Annotated in this window: 26 protein-coding genes and 1 pseudogene; 14 read left to right on the top strand and 13 right to left on the bottom strand. The window is 68.2% G+C overall.

The annotated features are described in order from the left end of the window. Positions 1–25: 25 nt before the first annotated feature. The 7 genes from ACFU6I_RS21760 to ACFU6I_RS21790 all read left to right on the top strand — a co-directional run bounded on the left by ACFU6I_RS21760 (position 26) and on the right by ACFU6I_RS21790 (position 6,148). Positions 26–2,200 carry an MMPL family transporter gene (locus tag ACFU6I_RS21760; RefSeq protein ID WP_384369158.1) on the top strand — a complete coding sequence of 725 codons (2,175 nt, stop codon included), beginning with the start codon at positions 26–28 and terminating at the stop codon, positions 2,198–2,200. A 364-nt stretch (positions 2,201–2,564) separates the two neighbouring features. Continuing rightward, positions 2,565–2,906: an ArsR/SmtB family transcription factor gene (locus tag ACFU6I_RS21765; RefSeq protein ID WP_384369161.1), complete on the top strand. Its 342-nt coding sequence runs from the start codon at positions 2,565–2,567 to the stop codon at positions 2,904–2,906. A gap of 68 nt (positions 2,907–2,974) precedes the next feature. Beyond that, positions 2,975–4,630: a SulP family inorganic anion transporter gene (locus tag ACFU6I_RS21770; RefSeq protein WP_384369245.1), complete on the top strand. Its 1,656-nt coding sequence runs from the start codon at positions 2,975–2,977 to the stop codon at positions 4,628–4,630. Further along, on the top strand, positions 4,627–5,037 hold the full coding sequence (locus tag ACFU6I_RS21775) for a pyridoxamine 5'-phosphate oxidase family protein (RefSeq protein WP_384369164.1): 411 nt from the start codon (positions 4,627–4,629) through the stop codon (positions 5,035–5,037). Before ACFU6I_RS21770 ends, ACFU6I_RS21775 begins: the two co-directional genes overlap by 4 nt. Positions 5,038–5,039: 2 nt before the next feature. Further along, positions 5,040–5,459: an ATP-binding protein gene (locus tag ACFU6I_RS21780; RefSeq protein ID WP_384369167.1), complete on the top strand. Its 420-nt coding sequence runs from the start codon at positions 5,040–5,042 to the stop codon at positions 5,457–5,459. A gap of 18 nt (positions 5,460–5,477) precedes the next feature. Continuing rightward, on the top strand, positions 5,478–5,930 hold the full coding sequence (locus tag ACFU6I_RS21785) for an STAS domain-containing protein (RefSeq protein WP_384369170.1): 453 nt from the start codon (positions 5,478–5,480) through the stop codon (positions 5,928–5,930). After that, positions 5,927–6,148, top strand: coding sequence for an alkylphosphonate utilization protein (locus ACFU6I_RS21790; RefSeq protein WP_384369173.1), 222 nt, complete (start codon positions 5,927–5,929; stop codon positions 6,146–6,148). The genes ACFU6I_RS21785 and ACFU6I_RS21790 overlap by 4 nt, the downstream gene beginning before the upstream one ends. A gap of 280 nt (positions 6,149–6,428) precedes the next feature. Here ACFU6I_RS21790 and ACFU6I_RS21795 read toward each other — a convergent pair whose 3' ends face one another. The 3 genes from ACFU6I_RS21795 to ACFU6I_RS21805 all read right to left on the bottom strand — a co-directional run bounded on the left by ACFU6I_RS21795 (position 6,429) and on the right by ACFU6I_RS21805 (position 7,475). Next, on the bottom strand, positions 6,429–6,605 hold the full coding sequence (locus ACFU6I_RS21795; protein WP_384369176.1) for a DUF6126 family protein: 177 nt from the start codon (positions 6,603–6,605) through the stop codon (positions 6,429–6,431). 346 nt (positions 6,606–6,951) lie between these two features. After that, complete coding sequence (locus ACFU6I_RS21800; RefSeq protein WP_384369179.1) at positions 6,952–7,305, bottom strand: ArsR/SmtB family transcription factor; 354 nt, start codon at positions 7,303–7,305, stop codon at positions 6,952–6,954. After that, the gene (locus ACFU6I_RS21805; RefSeq protein WP_384369182.1) at positions 7,302–7,475 is read right to left on the bottom strand and encodes a hypothetical protein; all 174 of its coding nucleotides are present in this window, start codon (positions 7,473–7,475) and stop codon (positions 7,302–7,304) included. Before ACFU6I_RS21805 ends, ACFU6I_RS21800 begins: the two co-directional genes overlap by 4 nt. Positions 7,476–7,608: 133 nt before the next feature. Between ACFU6I_RS21805 and ACFU6I_RS21810 the strand changes: the two are divergent. Continuing rightward, positions 7,609–7,782, top strand: a pseudogene (locus ACFU6I_RS21810) (IS1182 family transposase); the annotation flags it as partial. A 164-nt stretch (positions 7,783–7,946) separates the two neighbouring features. Here ACFU6I_RS21810 and ACFU6I_RS21815 read toward each other — a convergent pair. The 3 genes from ACFU6I_RS21815 to ACFU6I_RS21825 all read right to left on the bottom strand — a co-directional run bounded on the left by ACFU6I_RS21815 (position 7,947) and on the right by ACFU6I_RS21825 (position 9,856). Beyond that, positions 7,947–8,138, bottom strand: coding sequence for a hypothetical protein (locus tag ACFU6I_RS21815; protein ID WP_384369185.1), 192 nt, complete (start codon positions 8,136–8,138; stop codon positions 7,947–7,949). Positions 8,139–8,474: 336 nt separating this feature from the next. After that, a complete protein-coding gene (locus ACFU6I_RS21820; protein ID WP_384369188.1) occupies positions 8,475–9,035 on the bottom strand; it encodes a cysteine hydrolase family protein in 561 nt (186 codons plus the stop codon). Then, a complete protein-coding gene (locus ACFU6I_RS21825; RefSeq protein WP_384369191.1) occupies positions 9,032–9,856 on the bottom strand; it encodes an alpha/beta fold hydrolase in 825 nt (274 codons plus the stop codon). Before ACFU6I_RS21825 ends, ACFU6I_RS21820 begins: the two co-directional genes overlap by 4 nt. 57 nt (positions 9,857–9,913) lie before the next feature. On the opposite strand from ACFU6I_RS21825, the gene ACFU6I_RS21830 reads away from it, so the two are divergent. Next, complete coding sequence (locus ACFU6I_RS21830; protein ID WP_384369194.1) at positions 9,914–10,411, top strand: MarR family winged helix-turn-helix transcriptional regulator; 498 nt, start codon at positions 9,914–9,916, stop codon at positions 10,409–10,411. 575 nt (positions 10,412–10,986) lie between these two features. On the opposite strand, the gene ACFU6I_RS21835 is transcribed toward ACFU6I_RS21830, so the two are convergent. Together ACFU6I_RS21835 and ACFU6I_RS21840 are read right to left on the bottom strand one after the other, a co-directional pair. After that, on the bottom strand, positions 10,987–11,259 hold the full coding sequence (locus tag ACFU6I_RS21835; RefSeq protein ID WP_384369197.1) for a hypothetical protein: 273 nt from the start codon (positions 11,257–11,259) through the stop codon (positions 10,987–10,989). Between the two features lie 202 nt (positions 11,260–11,461). Beyond that, positions 11,462–13,588, bottom strand: coding sequence for a SpoIIE family protein phosphatase (locus tag ACFU6I_RS21840; RefSeq protein WP_384369248.1), 2,127 nt, complete (start codon positions 13,586–13,588; stop codon positions 11,462–11,464). Between the two features lie 581 nt (positions 13,589–14,169). On the opposite strand from ACFU6I_RS21840, the gene ACFU6I_RS21845 reads away from it, so the two are divergent. Continuing rightward, positions 14,170–14,442, top strand: coding sequence for a GNAT family N-acetyltransferase (locus tag ACFU6I_RS21845; protein WP_384369251.1), 273 nt, complete (start codon positions 14,170–14,172; stop codon positions 14,440–14,442). 276 nt (positions 14,443–14,718) lie between these two features. Here ACFU6I_RS21845 and ACFU6I_RS21850 read toward each other — a convergent pair whose 3' ends face one another. Together ACFU6I_RS21850 and ACFU6I_RS21855 are read right to left on the bottom strand one after the other, a co-directional pair. Then, on the bottom strand, positions 14,719–15,486 hold the full coding sequence (locus ACFU6I_RS21850) for an SDR family oxidoreductase (protein ID WP_384369200.1): 768 nt from the start codon (positions 15,484–15,486) through the stop codon (positions 14,719–14,721). 51 nt (positions 15,487–15,537) lie between these two features. Further along, positions 15,538–15,993, bottom strand: coding sequence for a lipocalin-like domain-containing protein (locus ACFU6I_RS21855; protein WP_384369202.1), 456 nt, complete (start codon positions 15,991–15,993; stop codon positions 15,538–15,540). 372 nt (positions 15,994–16,365) lie between these two features. On the opposite strand from ACFU6I_RS21855, the gene ACFU6I_RS21860 reads away from it, so the two are divergent. From ACFU6I_RS21860 to ACFU6I_RS21870, 3 genes are all read left to right on the top strand, one after another. Beyond that, complete coding sequence (locus ACFU6I_RS21860; RefSeq protein WP_384369205.1) at positions 16,366–16,968, top strand: hypothetical protein; 603 nt, start codon at positions 16,366–16,368, stop codon at positions 16,966–16,968. A gap of 692 nt (positions 16,969–17,660) precedes the next feature. Continuing rightward, on the top strand, positions 17,661–17,972 hold the full coding sequence (locus ACFU6I_RS21865) for a DNA-binding protein (protein ID WP_384369208.1): 312 nt from the start codon (positions 17,661–17,663) through the stop codon (positions 17,970–17,972). A 79-nt stretch (positions 17,973–18,051) separates the two neighbouring features. Further along, positions 18,052–18,639 (top strand): hypothetical protein, encoded by a 588-nt coding sequence (locus tag ACFU6I_RS21870; RefSeq protein ID WP_384369211.1) that lies wholly within the window; start codon positions 18,052–18,054, stop codon positions 18,637–18,639. Positions 18,640–19,006: 367 nt separating this feature from the next. Here ACFU6I_RS21870 and ACFU6I_RS21875 read toward each other — a convergent pair whose 3' ends face one another. The 3 genes from ACFU6I_RS21875 to ACFU6I_RS21885 all read right to left on the bottom strand — a co-directional run bounded on the left by ACFU6I_RS21875 (position 19,007) and on the right by ACFU6I_RS21885 (position 20,478). Beyond that, the gene (locus ACFU6I_RS21875) at positions 19,007–19,381 is read right to left on the bottom strand and encodes a PIN domain-containing protein (RefSeq protein ID WP_384369214.1); all 375 of its coding nucleotides are present in this window, start codon (positions 19,379–19,381) and stop codon (positions 19,007–19,009) included. Further along, entirely contained in the window at positions 19,378–19,632 is a 255-nt protein-coding gene (locus ACFU6I_RS21880; RefSeq protein WP_384369217.1) for a hypothetical protein, read from the bottom strand. Before ACFU6I_RS21880 ends, ACFU6I_RS21875 begins: the two co-directional genes overlap by 4 nt. A 201-nt stretch (positions 19,633–19,833) precedes the next feature. After that, on the bottom strand, positions 19,834–20,478 hold the full coding sequence (locus ACFU6I_RS21885; RefSeq protein WP_384369220.1) for a dihydrofolate reductase family protein: 645 nt from the start codon (positions 20,476–20,478) through the stop codon (positions 19,834–19,836). Between the two features lie 483 nt (positions 20,479–20,961). On the opposite strand from ACFU6I_RS21885, the gene ACFU6I_RS21890 reads away from it, so the two are divergent. Next, the gene (locus ACFU6I_RS21890; RefSeq protein WP_384369222.1) at positions 20,962–21,600 is read left to right on the top strand and encodes a MarC family protein; all 639 of its coding nucleotides are present in this window, start codon (positions 20,962–20,964) and stop codon (positions 21,598–21,600) included. Positions 21,601–21,660 lie beyond the last annotated feature (60 nt).

Here is a 21,660-nt window from a genome sequence, read left to right on the forward strand (position 1 = left end):
GGGACAGGGACTTGAGGAGACAATGATGGCAACCGAAACTGCCCCCAGAGGCGGGACTCTGGCGGGACTGGGCCGCTTCTGTTTCCGGCGCCGCCGCCTGGTCCTCCTGACCTGGATCGTCGGCGTGATCGTCGTCGCGTTCGTCGGCTTCAACTACGGCGCCGCCTCCGACGACGACTTCTCCGGCGGAGACTCCGGGTCCGCCAAGGCGCAGGAGCTGATTGAGAAGCACTTTCCCGAACGGTCAGGGGACACGCTGACCCTCGCGATCAAGGCGGACAAGGGAATTGATGACCCTGCCGCCCAGCGGAAGATCGAGAAGGTCGTCGCCGATATCTCCGACTCGTCCATCACCGGGCCGGTGGTCTCGCCGTATCGGGACACGAACCTGGTGACGGAGGATCGTCGTATCGCCCGTATGACCATCCCGCTGAGCGACAAGGAGGTGGAGAAGAGCGACGTCAAGCCCTTGGTGGACGTGGTCAAGGACGCCTCCGACGACAGCGTCACCCTCGGGCTCGGCGGGTACATGGCGGAAAAGGCCGAGACACCCAAGCAGGGTCCGACCGAAAGTGTGGGCATCCTGGCGGCAGCGGTGATCTTGTTCATCGCCTTCGGGTCGCTGGTGGCGATGGGCCTGCCGATCGTGACCGCCCTGCTGGCACTCGCGGCCGGCCTCGCGCTGATCAAGCTGGTGGGGCACGTGGCCCCGGCGCCGGGCTTCACTGTGATCTTCGGCGCGATGATCGGGCTCGGTGTGGGCATCGACTACGCCCTGTTCATCGTGACCCGCTACAAGGACGGCCTGCGGGACGGCGATGAGCCCGAGACCGCAACCGTCGCAGCCGTCACCACCGCCGGTCGCGCGGTGCTGTTCGCCGGCCTGACCGTCGTGATCGCGTTGCTGGGCCTGATCGTCATGGGACAGCGGCTGATGACCGGGGTAGCCGTCGCCACGTCCATCGCGGTGCTGTTGACGATGATCGCCGCGGTGACCCTGCTGCCGGCGCTCCTGGGGTTCACCGGCTACAAGATCAACTCGCTGCGCCTGCCTCGTCGCGCGTCCCGCCGGAACCAGCCGCTCGATGCCCAGTCCCAACGCCGTACCCCCGCCGAGCGTTGGGCCGGCGTGGTGCAGCGCAGGCCACTGATTGCTGCGATTCTGGCCGGCGGGTTCCTGCTGGTGCTGGCCGCCCCCATGCTGGACATGCGGCTGAGCCTGCCCGACGCCAGTGTCCAACCCCGCGACCGGAGCAGCTACACCTCGTACAAGATCCTCTCCGAGGGCTTCGGTCCGGGCTTCGGAGCGCCCCTGATCTTCGCCACCGAGGTCGACTCCGCGGACGCTGATCTGAGTCCTGTTGTCGCAGCGGTCAGCAAGACCGAGGGCATCGCCCAGGCCACGCCGCCCCAGGTCAGCAAGGACGGGAAGGCCGTGGCCTTCACGGCCTTCCCCACGACCGGATACCAGGACGAAGCGACCGCGGACCTGGTGCACAAGCTCCGCAACGATGTGCTGCCCAAGACGCCCGGCGGTGAAAAGGTCCTCATCGGCGGGCCGAACGCCAGCACCATCGATGTCTCCGAGGACTCCGCCGAACGTCTGCCGCTGATGATCGGGGTCGTCATCGCGCTGTCCATGGTGCTGATGCTCGCGTTGGTCCGGTCGGTCACGATCGCCCTGCAGGCCGCGGTGATGAACGCGCTCTCGATCGGCGCCGCGTTCGGTGTGGTGGTCGCGATCGTGCAGTGGGGATGGCTCGGCACGGCCTTCGGCTTCCCCACCAAGATGCCCGTCACGAGCTGGGTGCCGATGACGATGTTCCCGGTCCTGTTCGGCCTGTCGATGGACTACCAGGTATTCCTGATCTCGCGGATCCGTGAGGAGTACGAGCGAACCGGCGACATCCGGCTGTCCGTCACCCGCGGGCTGGCACGGACCGCCAGGGTCATCACGGCCGCGGCCGCCATCATGATCGCCGTCTTCATGACCTCCGTGCTCGGGCCCGACGTCGCAGTCAAGCAGGGGGCAGTGGGCATGGCCATCGCCGTGTTCATCGACGCCACCGTCGTGCGGATGGTTCTGATGCCCGCGGTGATGGAACTGTTCGGCGAGGCCAACTGGTGGATGCCCGGACGCCGGGCACCGAAGACGGTCTCGGCACCCCCGGCCGAGGTCGAGGGAGGGGTCAAGGTCTGACCCTCCTTCACATTCAGCGGCGCACCCGGGCCGTCTCCTACAGCTTGACGATCTATAGAAGCTTCAGAGTCAGGCGCTGAAGACCGTCCCCGCGCGTACGGGGTGCACGACGCCATGACCACCGGCCTGGTCGACGTGACGGGACCGTCCCCGCGCGTACGGGGTGCACCTCGATGCCCTCGTGCGTGCCCTGCACGACACCCATTACGCCCTCGGCCCGGGGAGGCCAAACAGTGAGCACCAGATCAATGAATTGCATAATTTTGCAATTCGATACATGATGTAGAGGCTGTATCCGTAGGTAGCCGCGGGCACAGCGCCAAGCGATGTCGCAGATACCTGGGCGATGGGAGTGTGCCAGAGCGTGCCGGTTCCGCTGTATGAGGCCAAGGCCGAGTTCTTCCGGATGCTCGGGCACCCGGTGCGCATCCGGGTGCTGGAGCTGTTGCAGGACGGTCCGATGCCGGTACGCGACCTGCTGGCGGCGATCGAGGTGGAGCCGGCGGCGCTGTCACAGCAGTTGGCGGTGTTGCGCCGCTCGGGGATCGTGATCTCTGCCCGGAAGGGCTCGACCGTGGTCTACGAACTGGCCGGCGGGGATGTCGCGGATCTGATGCGGGCGGCGCGGAGGATCCTGACGGAGATGCTGACCGGGCGGAACGAACTGCTGGCTGAGCTGCGGGAAGCAGAGGTAGCAGCCGAGTGAGAACGCTGCTGGACCGGTCCTGGGGCCGGGTGCGCTCCCTGCTGCCTGCCCGCGCCGACTACGCGGTCATGGCCCGTAACCCGCGCCGTGACCTGCTCTCCGGCCTTACCGTCGCCATTGTGGCGCTGCCACTCGCGCTCGGGTTCGGTGTCTCCTCGGGGCTCGGCGCCGAAGCCGGGCTTGCTACCGCCGTGGTGGCGGGAGCCTTGGCCGCGCTGTTCGGCGGCTCGAACCTCCAGGTCTCCGGCCCCACAGGGGCGATGACGGTGGTGCTGGTGCCGATCGTCGCGCAGTACGGGCCCGGCGGAGTGCTGACGGTCGGGCTGATGGCCGGTGTCCTGCTGATCGTGCTCGCCCTGCTGAAGGCCGGCCAGTACATGCGCTACGTCCCGGCCCCGGTGGTGGAGGGATTCACCCTGGGCATCGCCTGCGTCATCGGACTTCAGCAGATCCCGGGCGCCCTCGGCGTGCCCAAGCCCGAGGGCGACAAGGTCCTCGGCGTGACCTGGCGCGCGATCGAGGAGTTCACGAAGGCACCGAACTGGACCGCCGTGGCTCTCGCGGCCGGTGTCGCGGCCATGATGCTGCTCGGTGCACGCTGGCGCCCGGCCGTCCCGTTCTCCATCGTCGCCGTGATCGCCGCCACTGTGGCTGCCCAGCTCTTCCACCTCGACAAAGCCGCCCCGATCGGTGATCTGCCGTCAGGGCTGCCTGCCCCTTCGCTCGGCTTCCTGGACCTGTCGGCCCTGGGTTCGCTGCTCGCCCCCGCGGTCGCGGTGGCCGCACTCGCGGCGCTGGAGTCGCTGCTGTCGGCCACCGTCGCGGACGGCATGACGGTCGGGCAGAAGCACGACCCGGACAAGGAACTGTTCGGGCAGGGCATCGCGAACCTGGCCGCCCCTCTGTTCGGCGGCGTTCCGGCAACGGCCGCCATCGCCCGTACCGCGGTCAATGTCCGTACCGGGGCGGGCTCCCGGCTGGCCGCGCTCACCCACGCCGCCGTCCTCGCTGTGATCGTATTCGCCGCAGCTCCGCTGGTCGCGAGGATCCCGCTGGCCGCGCTGGCGGGGGTGCTGATCGCAACCGCGATCCGCATGGTCGAGGTCGGTGCGCTGCGGGCAATGGCCCGCGCGACCCGCTCCGACGCGATCGTCCTCGTCCTGACTGCGGCTGCCACGTTGGCTCTCGACCTTGTCTACGCGGTCATCATCGGCCTGGTGGTGGCCGGGGCGCTGGCGCTTCGGGCGGTGGCCCGCCAGGCCCGGATCGACGAGGTGGACTTCCGACCCGATCTGCCCGGTGAGCACAGTGAAGAGGAGCACGCGCTCCTGGCCGAGCACATCGTCGCGTACCGGATCGACGGGCCGCTGTTCTTCGCCGGCGCCCACCGCTTCCTCCTCGAACTCTCCGAGGTGGGCGACGTGCGAGTGGTGATCCTGCGGATGTCGCGGGTGTCGACGATGGACGCAACCGGCGCTCTCGTATTGAAGGACGCCGTGGAGAAGCTGAACCGTCGCGACATCGCGGTGATGACCTCCGGCATTCGCCCCGGTCAGCGCCAGGCCCTCGATTCCGTCGGCGCCTTGGGCCTGTTGCAGCGGCAGGGGCGCGACTACACCTCCACTCCGGAGGCCATCGCCGGGGCCCGTACCCACCTGCAGAAGGCGGGGCTGCTGCCCGCTCCCAGTCTGATCTCCCCTGCCATCGAAAAGGCTTCCCGATGACCGGCCCCCACACCCGCCGCATGGTCGAGGTGTCCATTGCGGAAGCCCTGTGGCTGCTGGAAAGCGTCGTCCAGGGGCGTCTGTTCTACTTCCAGCGCGAGAGCGCCGTGGTCCGCCCGGCCGTGCACGTCCTGCACTACGGGCGGCTGATCGTCCGCGCCCCGGCCCAGGAGGCCGCCCTGGCCGAGCGAGTCGCACTGACCTACCAGGCGGACGAGATCCGGGCCGGCGGCACCGGCTGGACCGTCACCGTGACCGGACCGGCCGAGGTCGTCGCCGACCCGGACGAGAGGGCCCACTACCGCCGTACGCTGCCAGGCTGGGCTCACGGACCGCACAACACCCTCATACGGATCCGTCCGCAGGCAGTTACCGGCTTTCGCCTCGCCCACCGGGAGGCCCGGTGAGTATGCAGCTCGAAACCCTGCCGTACCGGCATGTACTGACCCTGCCCACCATGGGCTCGGCCGTCCGGATAACGCGTGAGACGACGGAGCAGGTACTGGCGGAGTGGGGTATCAGCCGCCACCATCCGAGCGTGGATCCGGCGCTGCTGATCCTGGCGGAGCTGGTAACCAACAGCGTGCGTCACGCCGCCGTGCTCTCCCCGAACGTGACGGTCATCTTCGCGGGCGGGCCGGACACGTTCGCTTTTGCCGTCCACGACCGCCACCCCTACCGGCCGCCCCTCTACGACGCGGTCATCGGCACCGGCAGCACTGGGCTGGCCACCGTCGTCGAACTCACCCTGCAGATCGGTGGCACCGCGGTCGTACGCGGGGACGCGGACGGCCAGGGCAAGAGCATCTGGGTCACCCTTCCCCTGTAGAAGACTGAGGCAGCGACAATGACCATCGAGTGGAGCTACACCTCCCACCACAACCTCGGCGTCCTCTCCCTCGCCGGATATCTCGGCGCAGACGCTGTCCACCGGTTCACCGGCGCCATCGGCTGGGTCCAGGCACGCGGCACCGGACCGGTCATCCTCGACCTGACCGAACTGCGCGGCTGGTCCGCCGCCGGCCAGCTCGCCGTCGCCCAGGCCGCCCGCCAACTTCACAGCGACGGGCGGCGTCTGGAACTCGCCGGAATTCCTGCTGACGGCTCTCTCGTCCCCGACGGCACCCACCCGCCAGTCCCCGTCCACCGCGACCTGCCCACCGCCCTCGCCACCCACCAGGACCCGGTCGGGGACGGGCGGGGATGGTGCACGGACGAGTGGCCCGGCACCCACACCAGCACCGACCCATGCCTGATCCAAGCAATGCACAGCAACGAACCGAGCAAGGAAGAACCATGAGTGACGTGACCGTGAAGGACAGCAACGGAACCGTTCTGGACGACGGTGACTCCGTCACCCTGATCAAGGACCTGAAGGTGAAGGGCACGTCCGAGACCCTCAAGCGCGGCACCCTGGTCAAGAACATCCGCCTCACCAGCCGGCCCGGCGAGATCGAGTGCAACACCAAGAAGGTCAAGGGCCTTGTTCTGAAGACCGAGTTCCTGAAGAAGGCCTGACCCAGGCCGCATTTCTCGCACGCGCTGCGCCCCATGCTTCACAACGGGGACGGCGCGTGCGATGTTTCCCCCGGCCTTGAGACGTGCGACAGCGCGCGAGCCGCGTCCAGACTCGTCGTCCAGCACGCACTGTCCACCACCCACACCGTCCGACTGCGGCCCCTACCCCGGCCCAGCCGCTGCCACTTCGACCACGCAGGCATTCAGCAGGCTGTCCGACCTCAGAGGACTCAAAGACACAGCAATGGCGTTCTGCCGTTACAGGCCAGTCCAGGCGTGGTCACTTGTGGGCGTTCTCGCCCACATAGAACAACAGCCAGACGAATCCCGCGAACAGGTGCGTGCCGAAGATGTAGAAGAAGGCACGCAAGGCCACGCCTTTCTCCTTCCAGGACTCGACGCCGGCACCGCCGCCCTCGGGGGCGGGCTGGTTCTGGTGTCGGACGGTTTCACTCATGAACCCTCTCCCGTTCTGTCTTCGGTACCCGGGACGGGCGGGTACCGGCGTGCAGACGCGGACGCACCCGCGCAGTGCCGCCGTTCCGGGCGGCGAGTGTGCCGACCTCAGTCGCATCCGCAGCGCGCATGACCGGTCCGCCACTACATCCACGGACAGGCCCGAAACGCACTTTGTTCGCCGCAGCGGCAGCTACGGTGACCACCACCTCCGTATCGGGCGAGCGCTCGGCATGCCGTAGGGCATGGGCGGCGAGTTCACGCACAACCAGCAGCCGTCATGGCATGCCGCTTCACGTCCGGCAGGTCACGCCCGCCTGCGGGCGCGTGCTGGCGAATACCCCAGGTCACGACACCGTCCGCGATTCGGCGCTGTGCAACTGTTCGAGCAGGTCCTGCTGCCCTGCGAGCATCACGGTCAGGATCCGGCGCGCGGCCCGCATCAGCTCCGCCACATCCCCGCCGGCCAGCTCATAGACGACGGTGGAACCCTCGCGGGTCGCAATCACGATCCCGGAACGGCGCAGTACGGCCAGCTGCTGCGAAAGGCTCGACGGTTCGATCCCGATCTCTGCCAGCAGGTCCCGCACAGGCAGCGGCCCATCCTGCAGCAACTCCAGCACCCGGATACGGACCGGGTGGCCTAGCATCCGGAAGAACTCCGCCTTCGCCTGGTACAGCGGTACCTGAACCGCGCTCACGCCCCGCCCATCCCATCATCCGTGCGGATGTCATGCTCGCGTGCCACCCGCAGCGCGTCGTCCAACTCGCCCTCGGCCAGGGCCGCCCCATAGGCATCCTCAGCATCCAAAGCCGCCACAAGCTGGACCCGCGCCCGACGGACCCGCTCCCGTACCTCGTCGGCGAACACACCCACCACCACGCTCTCCACATACCTCTTGACTAGTGCGATAACTAACAAATTGCAGAACTCTTCAATTCTAGGGCGCGACGGCGCGGCGCACCACACGCACCAGTGACCCGTATCGTCCCGCCGGCAGAACATGAAGAACGGGGCCGGCGCGTTCATCCAGGCATACAACGCCCAGGCCGTGGTGGACGACGCGCACCAGATCATCACCGCCGCCGACGTCACGACCAACCCCGCCGACGCACTCAACCACACCGGCATGCTCGACCAATCCGCCGCGAACACCGGAATCCACGCACGTCAGGCGCGGAACCCCCGGACTGGCCGCCGCCCGAGCCTGAGCGCCCAGGCGGCAGCATCACCCTCCACAGCAACCACACCCCGCACCCGCCCCGACACCGCCGACAACCCCGGACCGCCAGGGATCCGACCACCAACCCTCGACGGCTTGCTCGTTACCGACCCACGCTCCTAGCCGAGCAAGTGCCGCTGCTCGCCGCGCTGGACGCGCGCCAGCGCGTCGACGAGGCCGGCACCCAAGGCGTCTGCCACCTGTACGGGCGCCCGGCGATGCCCCATCAGGCCGCGGTGATGAACGCGCTCTCGATCGGCGCCGCGTTCGGTGTGGTGGTCGCGATCGTGCAGTTGGTAGCACCAGCCCATAGCCGGAAAGTTGCAGCAGATCACCGGGACGCAGCCCTGCGGCAACCGTGTCGATGTCCGACGGCGTCAGGGTGGTCTCGACTCCGAAACTGGTGACGAAGGTACGCTCGCCACCGCCGTCGATCAGGACCACGGTGAAGCCGGTGTCGCCGTCTGTACGGGCAGGCAGCAGCGTTTTGATGCCCTCCGCCGGCCTGCCCGGCTCGTCGAGGGCGGCATCGCTGCCCACAAGGATTTTCGCCTTGCCGTGACGGAGCGTCACGGCAAGGCCGTACCCGGAGCAGCAGCGATGCGCCGACGTGCGCCACCACACACCGGGCTCTCCCCAGTTTGCCGCTACCGGGGTGTGGTGGCATTGAGCCAGTCGTCGACGGTGACGACGTCCGCCCACTGCGGGAACAGCTTCTCGGTGAGGAACCGGTGGACCTCGGCGTCGGTGTCCAGGCAGGCGTCGGCGAGGACAGTGAGGTCGAAGTCCAGGTCGTTGGCCTGGCACAGGGTGTGCAGCACCACGGCGCTGGTGGCGATGCCGGTGAGCACGAGGCTGTCGATGCCGTGCGCCCTGAGCACCACGTCGAGGTCGCTGCCCGAGAACGCGCTCGCCCGTCTCTTGGTGACCACCACCTCGCCCGGCCGAGGCGCGACATCGGGGTGGATTTCGGTGCCGGGGTCGCCCTCGACGTGGAGCCCGGCTCGCGCGACGGCGGTCAGTGCCCTGTTGCGCGGGCCGACTTCCGGAAAGCCCGGGCGTAACGCGATGATCACGTAGATGACAGGAATGTCCGCCGCCCGGGCACCGTCGATCGCCCTGCGCAGGCGCGGGAGGTATCCGGAGCCGTCGTCGGCGATGTCCACGATGGCTCGCTGGACGTCCATCACCAGAAGGGCGCTGCTCATACGGTCTCCAGGAACGACGTCAGTTCGGCGTTGAAGCGGGCCGGGTTCTCCATGTTGGGGTAGTGCGCGGCCGCGGGCACCGTGGCGGTGTGCCCGCCGGGGACGAGCTTCGCCAGGCGGCCTGCCATGGCGAGGTGGTCCGGTGCGTCGAGGGCACCGTTGATCGCGCACACGGGGACGGCGATCCCGGGCGCGCGCTCCCAGGTGGCCGTGACCGGTACCCGATGGTCCGCTTCGCCGGGCGCGTGCTTGCCGAGCGTGCCGAGTGCCATCTCTCGCACCCGTCGCATCAGGTCGGCATCGACGTCGGCCGGGTCGCGGTGCGGGCCGGCGACGAACCGCTGAAACGCTTCGACCCAGCCGGCCGCGTCGCCCGCCGCCAGCGCCCGCCCCTCTGCCGAAAGGACATCCAGCGCCCACGGGTCCTCGAAGACGGGCTCACTGGTGCCGACACCGCTGACGACGACCGCGCGGACCAGGTCCGGGTGTTCCAGCGCACAGTCGACGGCGGTGGCCCCACCCATCGACACTCCGACGAGTACTGCCGGGTCCGCCTCCAGGCCGCGCAGCAGCGCGGCGACGTCGTCGGCGGGCCGGAACGGGCCGGTCGCGTTGTCTGAGCCGCCATGCCCGCGGGCGTCGAACGCGATGACCCGATGGCGTGCGGCGAAGACCAGGATCTGTTCCTCCCACATGCGGTGATCGAGGAAGCCGCCGTGCAGGAACACCAGAGGCGGCCCGGAACCGGCCTCACGGTAGGCGAGTAGGCCATCGACCGTCTGCAGGGAACGGATCGGAACGGATGCGAGATCGACACTCATGACAACTAAGGTGTCACTCTCGGGGCAACTTGGCAACCAAGGTGTCATGATGAACGCATGACGGACGAACATACCGAGGCCCGCCCAGCGCTCTCCCGGGACGAACTGGCCGGACGCCTCACTGAGGTCTTCGACGTGGTCGGCCCGCTCTACCGGCGGGTCCATCGCAAGGTGGAGCAGACGGCGCCGATCGAGGGCCTGTCGGTCGGGGTGCGAGCGGTGCTCGATCTCCTGCGTGCCCAGGGGCCGACGACGGTGCCGCAGATGGCGCGGGCGCAGGCACTCAGCCGGCAGTTCGTTCAACGCATGGTGAACGATGCGACGCGGCACGGCCTGGTGGAGAGCGTAGCCAACCCCGCGCACCGTCGCTCGTCACTCATCAGGCTCACCGATGAGGGCCGGGCCGCGATCAGCGCCGTACGAGCCCGCGAACTCGCGCTGTTGCGTCGCGTGGACGGCGACCTGACCATGGCGGACGTCGACGCGTGCCTCCGCGTACTCGGCGCGATGCACACGCTGTTCGTCGACGTGGACGTGGACGTCGACGTGGACTGAGCCTGGGCACTCGTTCGGTCTCCCGCGGGTCGTGGTGGGGGCCCGGTCGGCCGCATGACGTTGGCCGGCCCGCTTCCGAGCAACGTGGATCCGGTCCAGGGCCGGGACAGTTGCGAGTCGGCACAGGGCGGGCTACCCGAAACGGCCGCACGCTGGCCCCAGTTCACCGGCTGCTGCCACCATGAGCCCCGGCTCGGCGATGTGCTGCCCTTGGACGAGCTGACCGTGCGAGTGGCGCACGCCGCCGGGCTCTGGCCCTACTTCATCCGGGGACAGCGCAAGGACTTCTTCACGAGGCAACTCGATAAGCCCACCGGCATCGGACACCGGTGGACCAACCACGAGGAGCATGGTCCCGCACTGCGACTGTTCGTCGAATTCGGTGACCTCGATGCCGTTCCCAACGACATCTGCCAAGTCTGGAGACCCGCCGCCTGGCCGCAGGGCACTGAACCGGCCGTCCGGCTCCTTGACCAGCCGGCCCCGCTCGGCCAACCGCCGGGCCTTGGCTCGAACTCGCTCCACCCCGGCGGCCGAGGTCTCCCAGCGCAACCGGCCAGCGATCTTACGGCAGTTCAGCGACCGGTCCCCTCCCGCACCGCCGCCTCCAGGGCGCCGATGATCCGCTGGTAGTCCGGGGCGAGGACGGTCGGCTTAAGGCCCGGCCGCCAATCGGGCACGATCGTGCCCGGCGCCGCGGCCGCGGTCCAACCCCCACTATCCGGCGGCGGACCGTCCGCCGCGCGGGCCTCTGCCGGCGCCGCCGCGAACTCCTCCTGCGCGATCACCGCGCGCGCAGGCCCGCTCGGCCCCGGTGAGCGCGGCCTCAGCGCGCTCTGCCTCCTCACGGCACTCCTCCAAGCGCTGACGCGCGGACAGCTCCCGCTCCTCCAGCAGCCCCATGGGCGACGGCATCCAACCCTCCGACGGTGCGGTGACACGACACCGCCATCCCTGCCGCCCACTCGCCGACAACATGCCTGACCTGCGAAATCAAAGCCACCACGCTCGGATTAATAACGGCTTCTCAGGCACTCTTCTCCTGCCTCTCTATCGTCGAGGCCGGATGAGGAGCAGGGCGATGTCATCTTTGTGGGGGTTGGTTCTCTGAGCGTGGTGGACGACGGTGTCGGCGAGGGCGTCCAGGTTCTGGCATTGGGCTTGAGTGAGCTGGGCGGCGAGGTCGACAGTGGCCTCATCGATGTCTACGCCGGGAATTTCGACGAGGCCGTCGGTGTACAGCGCGAGCACGGCCCCGGGCGGCAGTGGGATGTCGGTCTCCCGGTAGTCGGCGGCGGGGTCGATGCCGAGCAGGAGCCCGGGCGTCAGCGGGAGGACCTCGGTGTGCAGGTCGGGGTGGCGCAGGAGTGGGGGCGGGTGGCCGGCGGTGGCCAGACAGGCGCGGTCGCGTGCCAGGTCGAGCTGACCGTAGACGCAGCTGGTGAACAGGTCCGTGTCGAGATCAGTGAGCAGGCGATTGATGCGGGCGAGGACTTGGCCGGGCGGGGCGCCGGCGGTGGCGTGGACGGCGGTGCGGACTTGCCCCATGAGGGCGGCGGCGTTCACGTTGTGGCCTTGGACATCGCCGATCGCCACGGCGACAAGGTCGGTGTCGAGATGGATGAGGTCGTAGAAGTCGCCGCCGACGTCGATGCCCTCAGTGGTGGGGAGGTAGCGGGTGGCCACGTCCAGGCCGGGGACGCGGGGCAGTGTGTGGGGTAGCAGGCTGGCTTGCAAGCTGTGGGCGAGAGCGTGTTTGGCGTCGTAGAGGCGGGCGCGGTCCAGAGCCTGGGCAATCAGCCCGGCGGTCGAGGTGAGGACAGCTCGTTCCTCGGAAGTGAAGGGGTGCAGCCGGTCGTACGCGAGGACCAGCGAGCCGACGGGGCGGCCGGAGGTGATCAGGGGCAGGAAGGCCCAGGCGGCCTTGCCGTCCTGCAGGACGGCGGGGGGATAGGCACGCTTGAGGTCTGCGAAGGTGGCGTAGAAGCGGGGGGCGCCGCTGGTCAGGACACGCACGGCAGGGGTGTCCGAGGCCAGGGGGGCGCCGTCGAAGCGGTCCATGAGTTCGGCGGTGTAGCCGCGGTAACCGATGATCCGCAGCCGGCCCTCCTCGGCGATCATCAGGGCGAGAGCTTGGGCCTCGAAAGCGGGCAGGATCAGGTCGGCGATCCGGTCGATCACGTCCGTGACCCCGATGGCCTCGGTCAGCGTGGCGGCGAGGTGCATCAGGTGGTAATGGGCGGTCGACCGGCCCGGTGCTGCCGGCGGTGCGGGATATGGAACCTCTGGCGTCTCCGAGGCAGGGGCTGGGGAAGCCGGGGCGACGCGGACGCTGATGCCGGAGACGTTCGGGTAGAGGTGGAAGGACAGCCACCGGTCCGGTGGGCGCAGGGCGGTGAAGGAGGTTGCCTGCTGGCTGAGCACCGCAGCCCGGTAGTGGCCTTCGACGACTGGGTCGTCCAGCCATGGCAGGACCTGCCGGGGCAGCGCGCCCAGCAAATCGACGGCGCTCGCACCGAGGAGGTCTGCGGCGGCGGTGGTGATGAAGGTGATTCGGCCATCGAGGTCCAAGGCGCAGCATCCTCCGGGCAGGCGCTCGGCGAAGTCCGCCGCTGCCACCTCCTGGGTTGGCCCGCGAGCGTTGGCACGCAGCGAGGCCAGAGCCTGCGGCTCTGGCCCAGGCAGCAGCGGGTGGCCGCTGTCCGCGGCCTGCCGCAGGACAAGGCCCAGGCGGCGGCAGGAGGCTCGGACCGCGTCGCGTTCGTGTCGCCTCAGCCGCGATGGATGCGAGCAGGGCCACCGCGCCACCAGGGCGCCCCAAAGGGTGGTGCCGGTGGCGATGGGGGCGGCGGCTATCGAGAAGGGATAGGGCATCGCGAGCGCCAACTGCGGATAGTGCCGCGCCATCTCTTCCTGGTCGCCTATCCACACCAGACGCCGCTCGCGCACGGCGTCGGACGCGGGGGTGCGGGCCGCCAGCGGCACCTGCGTCCACTGCGCGGCGATCTGTCGGGGAAACCCCCTCAGCACCGACAGGCGCAACACCCGCTCGCCCGGCAGCAGCAGGTATACCAGACCTCCACAGGCACCTGTCTCCCGCATGAACTGGGCCAAAGCGGCGTCGAGCAGATGCGTGCCGGAACCTGTGCCAGTACCGAAACCGGCAAGATCCGGCAGGCCTCCACCCTCCCGAGCGGTACCGGGCAGAGACCCCCCATGGCGCCCGAAACGACTTCGGGCCGCATCCGCACTGATGCCCAAGTAGGCGCCGATCTGCGCCCAGCTGGCCCCGGCCCGTCGGTCCGCCAGCACAGCCCAGCGCACCAGCTGCCCAGCCAGCTCGGGCACCTCCGCCACGGCGGCAATATGGCAGCACTCTGCTCCTCGCCCAGGGCGCGACTCTTTCGCTTGTCGGGTTGCGGCCTGCACCTGCGCCAGGAGATCGACTTCGGCGAACACCAGCGCCTCCCGCGCTGGTGCTGCACTTCGCCAGCGACGTCTGGCTCGCCAGGCCGCCTGCCGGTGAGCCGAATGGCAATACTGCCGTCCCCGGCCTGCCGACTCTGGCAGTGAAGCTTCGCACCAGCCACACCGATCGTCACCCACCTATCCATCATCTCCCGTATCGGAGTAAATAGCTCGATCCCGGTGACGACGGACACCCACCTCAATCCGGCCGGTGGCAGGCCCGACCTGGTCGGCCCAAGCCACCGGCCCTGGTGGAGTGCTCGGTGCTGGTCCAGAATTCTCGGACGGTCATGCTTGAGACCCCCCGTCTGCTCCTTCGCCGTTGGCGAGAGGAGGACGTTGTGCCCCTGACTGCCGTCAACGCCGACCCGGAGGTCATGCGCTGGATCGGTGATGGCGGCGTCCGTAACGAACAGCAGAATCGCGGCGGGATTGAAGCGATGGAACGCGATTGGGAGGCACAGGGCTTCGGTCTGTTCGCCGTGCATGCCTCCATGCGCGGCCAGTCCGTAGTTGGTGCGGATGCGCTCGTTGCCTCGGTGTGGGCGAGCGTGAAGAGCTGAGGACATGCGGGACGGTGGCACTGCCCGTCGGGATGTACGTCGACAGTGTGTCGGACAGGACTGGTGTCGAGCATGCTGTGGGTCGGGGTGCAGGCGGCGGCCTCGCAGAGGATGCCGCTGCCCGAGGAGTCCCCGCCGTCACCATTGCGTACTTCCGGGGAAGACTCGCCCGAGCATTCCGGCGGCCCGTAGTGACCGACAGACAGCGGTCAACGTTCTGAAGGTGCCGGCGCTTTCGGCGGCGCCCCCTGCTGCAACAGCAATTCCCGTCGCATGTCACTGCGCGGTCTTCGAACCGCCGTCGATGGGGATGGTCTGCCCGGTGATGGACTTGGCGCTGTCGGAGGCGAGGAAGAGCGCCAGTGCGGCGATGTCGTCGGGGTCGGTGAAGTATTTGAGGGACTGGATGCTCAGGGCGTCGGAGGTGACGTCCGCCAGTGGGCGTCCGCTGGCATCGGCCCGGCCCTGCAGGACTCGCTGGATGCGGTCGCCGGCGACGGCGCCCGGCGCGATGGCGTTGACGCGGATTCCGTCGTCCCCGAGTTCGAGGGCGAGGGTCTCGGTGAGGGCGATCAGGCCGCGCTTGGTGGTCGCGTAGGGGCTGCGGTTCGGGTAGCCGTAGCGTCCGCCGACGGAGGACATGATCAGTACGACGCCGGAGTCGGACTTCTTCAGGAAGGGGATGGAGAGCCGGGTGACGTTGAAGGTGCCGGTGAGGTTGACGGCCAACACCTTCTCCCACTGATCAGGGTCCATCTCTTCCACTGGTGCGGTGGGACCGGAGATGCCCGCGTTGTTGACCAGTACGTCGATGCCGCCAAGGGTGTGGGCCGCGGCCTCGACGAAGTTCTCGACCGAGGGCCGGTCGGACACGTCGCAGACTGTTGCGGTGATCACCGGATCGGCCTCGGTGATCTGTTCGAGGGCCCGTTCGTCGATGTCGCAGATGTGCACACGGTCGCCGTTGGCCGCGAAGGCCCTGGCCGTCGCGAGTCCGATGCCGGCGGCTCCCGCTGTCACGACGACTCGTCGTTCAGTGTTCATGAGGGTTCCCTCCTCGGTCGTTGTGGCCACGCTGCCCGGTTGCCGCGCGGGTCAGTTGGGTTCTGCCCGGCGCCAGGTGAGGGCCGAGTTGACGGTCTTGCCGCTCGACGTGATGGGGGATGCGGTGCTCAGGCGCAGCGTGTCGCCATCGAGCTGCACCACACGTGGCTGCGTCTGGCCGGTCCAGTTGGGGAACAGGGACACGAACATGGAGTGGGTGAGGGTCTGCTTCTCCTCGTCGACGTGGAACGGTCCCGAGTAGGCGATATAGGAGGTCGCTTCCGCCGTGTACTCCTCGGTCGTGCCGTCGAACCAGTCCCCGGAGGCGAAGCCGGGACGATCGGGTCTGGACAGCTGCGCGGACATGTACCCGTCGGGGGTGTACATGATGATGCCCTGCGGATCATGGCCCAGCGGCTCGAACGGCTCGGAACCGTCCACAGGGATTTCCTGGTAGGACACCAGCTTCCAGGTGCCGATCAGCCGTTTGCGCAGACCCTCAGCCACCACTGCCTCCACGATCGGTGCGTCGTTCCGTTCCGACAGGCCGGGTCGGCACCATCGGTGATGGCTGCACTCGGCCCACCCCTGATGATGATTTCGGGGCTGGCTGGAATGCGCTTGGCCCGCTGCGCCACCCGGGTGCCTGATACGGAGTGACGGCACTCGTTGAGACCACTCCCTCATCAGTGGATCTCCTCACCTGTACGGCACGTGACTTGCGAACGGACGCCACAGTCGCAGTCCGGTCAGCCAGTGGCTGGAGAAGCTGCCTCGCATGCCATACCCGGCGGGCACGTGGCACTTTTGGCTGCTTCGATGGTGGAAGTGTGAAAGGAGACGCCCGTGTCAGTGGCCCGGTCGTTGTCGCCTGAGAGCGTGACCGAGCTGACCCGGGCGCTGGACCTGAGCGGGGTGTCCTCCGAGACTTCATGGAGGAATTCCGGGATCACGTTGTCCGGGTTCTCACCGTGCTCCCGCGAAAGCCCTGAAGCTCGGAGAGATGGATTCGTCGCGCTTCATGAGAGGCGAAAGGAAGGGGTTCATGTGGGTCGGCCGCGGATGAACGAAGAGCGTTTCTATCTGTATCCCATGAAGCGCGTGGCTGCCGTTCTCGATGACGAGGAAAGCTGTACGGCTACCTGTCATCGCCTGGAAGAAGCCGGGATCGATCTGTCCCGTGTGAACGTGCTGAAGGGGGCGGAAGGGCAGCGGATTCTGGACAGCATGGGAACGTCTCATGGGCTTCCCGGCCGCTTCATGCGTTGGCTGCAGCAGTACGGGGGCTACGAAGGCGTCACGGTCGCGGCCCACTCTGCTGCCCTGGGCCAGGGCAAATGGCTGATCTTCGTTCCGGTGCGGGGCAAGACCGAGGCCAGGCGGACGGTCGACATCCTCCGATCGCAGGGCGGCAGTGCAATCTTCCACTTCCGCCGATGGGCAGTGCAGTTCTTTCCCCCGAACTATCGGCTGAAGCCGTAAAGGGTCTACGACGCCTTGCGCGCCCTGCACCCCTGTGTGCCCGGCGCCGGCAAGGGAAGCGGACATGGGGCATGCGGCCGCCTGACGGCAGGTGGAGAAGGAGCGACCCCGCGACGGTGGACTTCGGCGTTCCGAGTTGGCGAGAAGATCGCGTGGCCCCGTGCACAATCGCTGACCTTCGTCAGGCCGAGTATCTCAGCCGCCTCGACACTTCGTTGACGGTCATACAGAACCGAAGCGGTCCGACGCCAACAGCCGGCGAATAGGACCACTCGTCCCGTTCGGCGACTCCGAAATCGGCTTCGCTCTCGAACGCCATAGTCGCTCCTCTAGAGACATCTGAGAACTTGCCGTCGCCCATCATGCCAATCGCCGACCATCAGGCTGCCGGGTGCCGCCGAGCGTCACGTCGAGGAAAGGGCCAGTCGGCATAGGGTGAGCAGAGGTTGTCAAGCGCGTCTCCGACTGCTGACATCAACGCCTGACACCAACAAGCGCGGCTGACGCCGGACAGCGCCGAACCTTTGCGGACCGCCTGTCACCTAAGCTGTGGGCCTACAAGAGCTTGGACAACCTCGAGTACTGCATCCTGAGCAAACAGCCTTGAGAGCAGTGCTCAGATGGACGGGTTCCTGCAGAGATGCCGTTCCTCCAGAGATGCTGCTCCTCGAGCGACCCGAGGAGAGGGCGGCATGACACCACGCTGGCAACGCAGGGGCCAGGCCGCGCCACGCGGAGGGCGCGGCTACCCCAGCCTCATGCGTGTGATCCAGGTTGAGGACGACGCCTGGCTGTCACAGCCCGAGGCCGCCCAGCACCTGGGCATCAGCACGGCCCGCCTCGGTCTCGTCCTTGCCTGCGGCCACCTGACGCCCGCGGAGAATCCCGCCGGACGGGCCGGTGTGACCATTGCCAGCGTTCAGGCCGAGAAATCCTGGCGCGAGAACGCGACAATCCGCGCGAAGACCACCCGCCTCTTCAAGGACACCATCGGCTTCTTCTGACCGACGATCCACAAGTCTTGACGATTGCTCTGGGGGCATCGTGCTTAATGATTTCCTTCGAGAATATGTGACCCCTGTGATGAGTGCGTCTGGGGCCAAGAAGAAGGGGAAGGAGTACAGGCTCCATAGCGAATCCGGAGACGCGGCTTTTCTCACCTTTTCGCCCACGCTGATCGACCCCGATGCGCTCGTCTTCTTCGTCCAGTGCCTCTTCGTTCCCGAGCCCTACTGGGAGTGGCTGAACAGGTCCCACGTGGACGCCGGAATTCCGCCCGCTGACACGTCCGGAGCACTTGCCGCGTACTCGGTGATGCCGCCGGACTCCTGCGCCCACGCGCCCGCGGCGACGGGGCTGGCCCGCGCCCGCTGGGCGTTCGGCGGCCGGAACCGGGCCGCCGTGGGTGCGGCGCTCGCCGGCCAGCTCGAAGCGAAGGAACTCCCCAGGATTGGCCGCCTCCTGGAACGGCCCGGGCTCCTGGAGGAGATCACCTCGTCCCAGTCGCCTTCCGTTCGGCGCTGGGGCGCGGTCCAATCCGAACTGGTGCTCATGGTCGACGACTACACGGCCCAGCAGAAGGAGATACTCCTCGGTGCGACGGAACTGGACGATGCGTTCCGGCAGGGCTACCGGGAGTGGGAGGGCGTGCGGGGAAGGCGTTCGCGCTGACGTGGAGGAGTCGAGCCGGACACGACGGCCTGCCTCATCGAGTCCGGCTGCTCCTCGCACGACGGCAAGTGGAAGAAGGCGGGTAGCGGCGACAGGAGACGCTCGTGGCCGCCCAGGAGAACCGGTGAGAGATAGGGACGTCGTACTACGTCGGCATCACCCACTTCATGACCGGGCCTCACCCTCAGCGGCGACACCGCGACGCGGTGGCTGGACGGCGAGCGGCCCACCCGCAGCCGGTGGCGGACGCTGGTCACCGCACGGCGCAAGTACCTGTGCAACGCGCGCTGAGAATGCAGTCGCCGGCCGCTTCCAGTGAAACGACCGCCGTTCCTGCAAGGTGCGCCAGCGTCTGGATACGACGCGATCAGGTGGGATTCAGCGGGGTGATTCCCGTTCCCGCGTACAGCTCGGGCTCAAGTGACAAAACCGTGAGCGGCTCACCCGCCTTGACCGCCTGCCAGGCGATCGCCGCCACGTGAGCGACCGGCCAGTCCACGCTCGGCCAGTCCATCGCATCAACGGCGTGCGCCGTGCTGAAAGGAACGTTCTCCGCGAAGCGCAGCGACGCGGCGTGCTTGCCCGCTCCTGCAGCCTGGCGCTCGGCGGCGAGGACGGAAAGCGACGGGACCAGGACACGACCGGTGCCGCGCGAGGCTTCGATGTACAGGCCGGTGAAGAACGAGTCCGCCCGATACAGGGCGGTCAAAGCGGTGTGGTCCAGGACAGCCGTCAGATTCATGCGGCGGCGCTGCCCTGATGGGCGCGGATCTTCGCCCAGGCGTCTCGGCCTGCCTGCTCGACCTGCTCGGTGTACTCGATGCCGAGCTCGGAAGCGGCCTCGATGGCACGCTGCTCCCGCTCGGCAGCCGTGAGCTCGCGGGTAGCGAGCTCCTCCAGCAGCTCCGTGATGGTGGTGCCGCGCTCGTTGGCCAGGGCGCGCAGTCGGTCGCGCACCTTTTCGCTGGTCTTGATGCTCGTCGGCTTGCTCATACCGTCGATTCTACCGCCGGTAGAACACATAGGTCCGCCTTTCACGTTTCTGGCTGCGGGTAGCGATGCTGACGGACCTCTCGCGACATTGGTCGAGGAAGGAGCACCTTCGGGCTGCCCCGGCGGGCCCGGCTTAGGGATGGGGCACCGGCGCCGGTGAGGGACGCACCCCGATACCCGCTCTCCAGGCGCGGGGTGGCTTCAGTCGTCGCTTCCGGCACCGCGATCGGGTGCGCTCATGTCTCCTGTGGCGGGCGTGCCGTCGGCGAGCCTGTAGCGCAGGTACACGGTGCCCTTCGGGCTGGCTGCCGGGGGTGCAAGGAGCGTGACGTTGGTGGGCACCGCTCCGTCGTCAAACACCTTCTTCCCGACGCCGAGCACGATCGGGTGCAGCCAGAGGTCCAGACGGTCGAAGAGTTTCTCGCGCAGGAGGGTCTGCACGAGGTTCAGGCTCCCCACGACCTTCACGTTCTCGTGCCGGTCACGAATCTCGCGCACCGCGCTGGCCAGATCCGGGCCGAGCTGCGTGGACCTGGCCCACGAGAGGTCGGGCCTGCCGCGAGAGGCCACGTACTTCGGGACACTGTTGAAGAGCGTGGCGATCTCGTTGTCCTCGCCTCCCTCCTGATGCGGCCAGTAGGCGGCGAAGATCTCGTACGTCCGCCTGCCGAGCAGGAGGGCGTCAGTGCCCTCATACGCTGCACCGACCTGTGCCCCGGCGACCTCGTCGAGCAGGGGCGCCTGCCAGCCGCCGAAGGGGAAGCCCACCGGGTCCTCGTCGGGGCCGCCGGGTGCCTGCCCGACGAGGTCGAGGGTCGCGAACAGCTCGATGTGGATGAGGCCCATGGCTTTACTCCCGATGAGTCGGTTGTCTCCGTCAAGAGATAGACCTGCGGATGCCCGCGGACTCATCGCCGCGCCGAACCCGGCTTCACCACACAGCAGTGCTCATTGGACAGGTCTAGCCCTTGGCATGCGTCCAGCACGCTGGGGTGCCCTGGCCGTGACGACGAGGCCAGCTACCAGGGCGGCGAGCAGCAGGGCGCGCGCCGACCACCAGGTGGCCCCGGTGAAGCCGTGCACCATGCCTTCGTTGACGGCCAGGTCCGTCCGGGCCGGGTTGTGCGGATGCGAGGTGACGTAGCGGCTGGCGGCACCGGCGGCGACGCTGGGACGTCCACTCCGGGACCTTGGCGCGCTCAACGAGCCGTGGCTGGCCAAGCAGTCCGCGGTGTGGAGCCCCGCCGTCCCCGTGACATCGCGGTCAGGCTGACGCCCGGGGCCGTGTGGGAACCCCGCGGCACAGCGTCACCCGGGCACCCTGGGGCCATGCAGCCGTTCGACCTGACCACCGTGTTCGTGACGTTCTTCGCCGTCTTCGGGCCGCCCAAGGTGCTGCTCTCCTTCGCCCGGGTGGCCCGCACCCGCAGTGAGGCCGAACTGCGCCGGCTCGCCTGGGTCAGTTCGCTCATCGCCGCAGTGATCGGTGTGGTGATGGCCTACACCGCCGACCTCGTCACCACGTTCTTCCACGTCACGGACCAGTCGCTGCAGCTCGCCGGCGGCGTGATCTTCTTCGTCTACTCCCTCACTCTGGTGCTCGGCATGCATCTGGGCGGCGGAACCGACGACAGTGTGGGCCACACGGCGGGCCGGCTGGCCGAGGGTCTGCGCGAGCTCATGCTGCCTTACGTGGCCAGTCCCCTGGCGGTGACGGCGGTACTCGTCGGGGCGCTGACCAAGGATTCCTGGGGCTGGCGCACCACCATGGCCGGCGCCTACGCGGCAGTGGCGGCGATCGACTGCCTGTGCGTGCTATTGCTCACCCGGGTGCTCAAGAACACCCATCAGACGTCGCTGGAGGTCCTGTCCCGGCTGCTGGGGCTGATCCTCGCGGCGGTCGGTGTCGAGCTGTTCCTGGGCGGCCTCCACGCGCTGGGCGTCCACCTCGCCCCGGCAGCGCACTGAGCCCGGCACCGGGTGCGGTCTCGGGGAGGCGTGCGGGGTCCCTCGCCTTGGTAATCGAAC

This window comes from Streptomyces sp. NPDC057486, assembly GCF_042802415.1.
In the GTDB taxonomy this organism is placed as follows: Bacteria; Actinomycetota; Actinomycetes; order Streptomycetales; family Streptomycetaceae; genus Streptomyces; species Streptomyces yanii.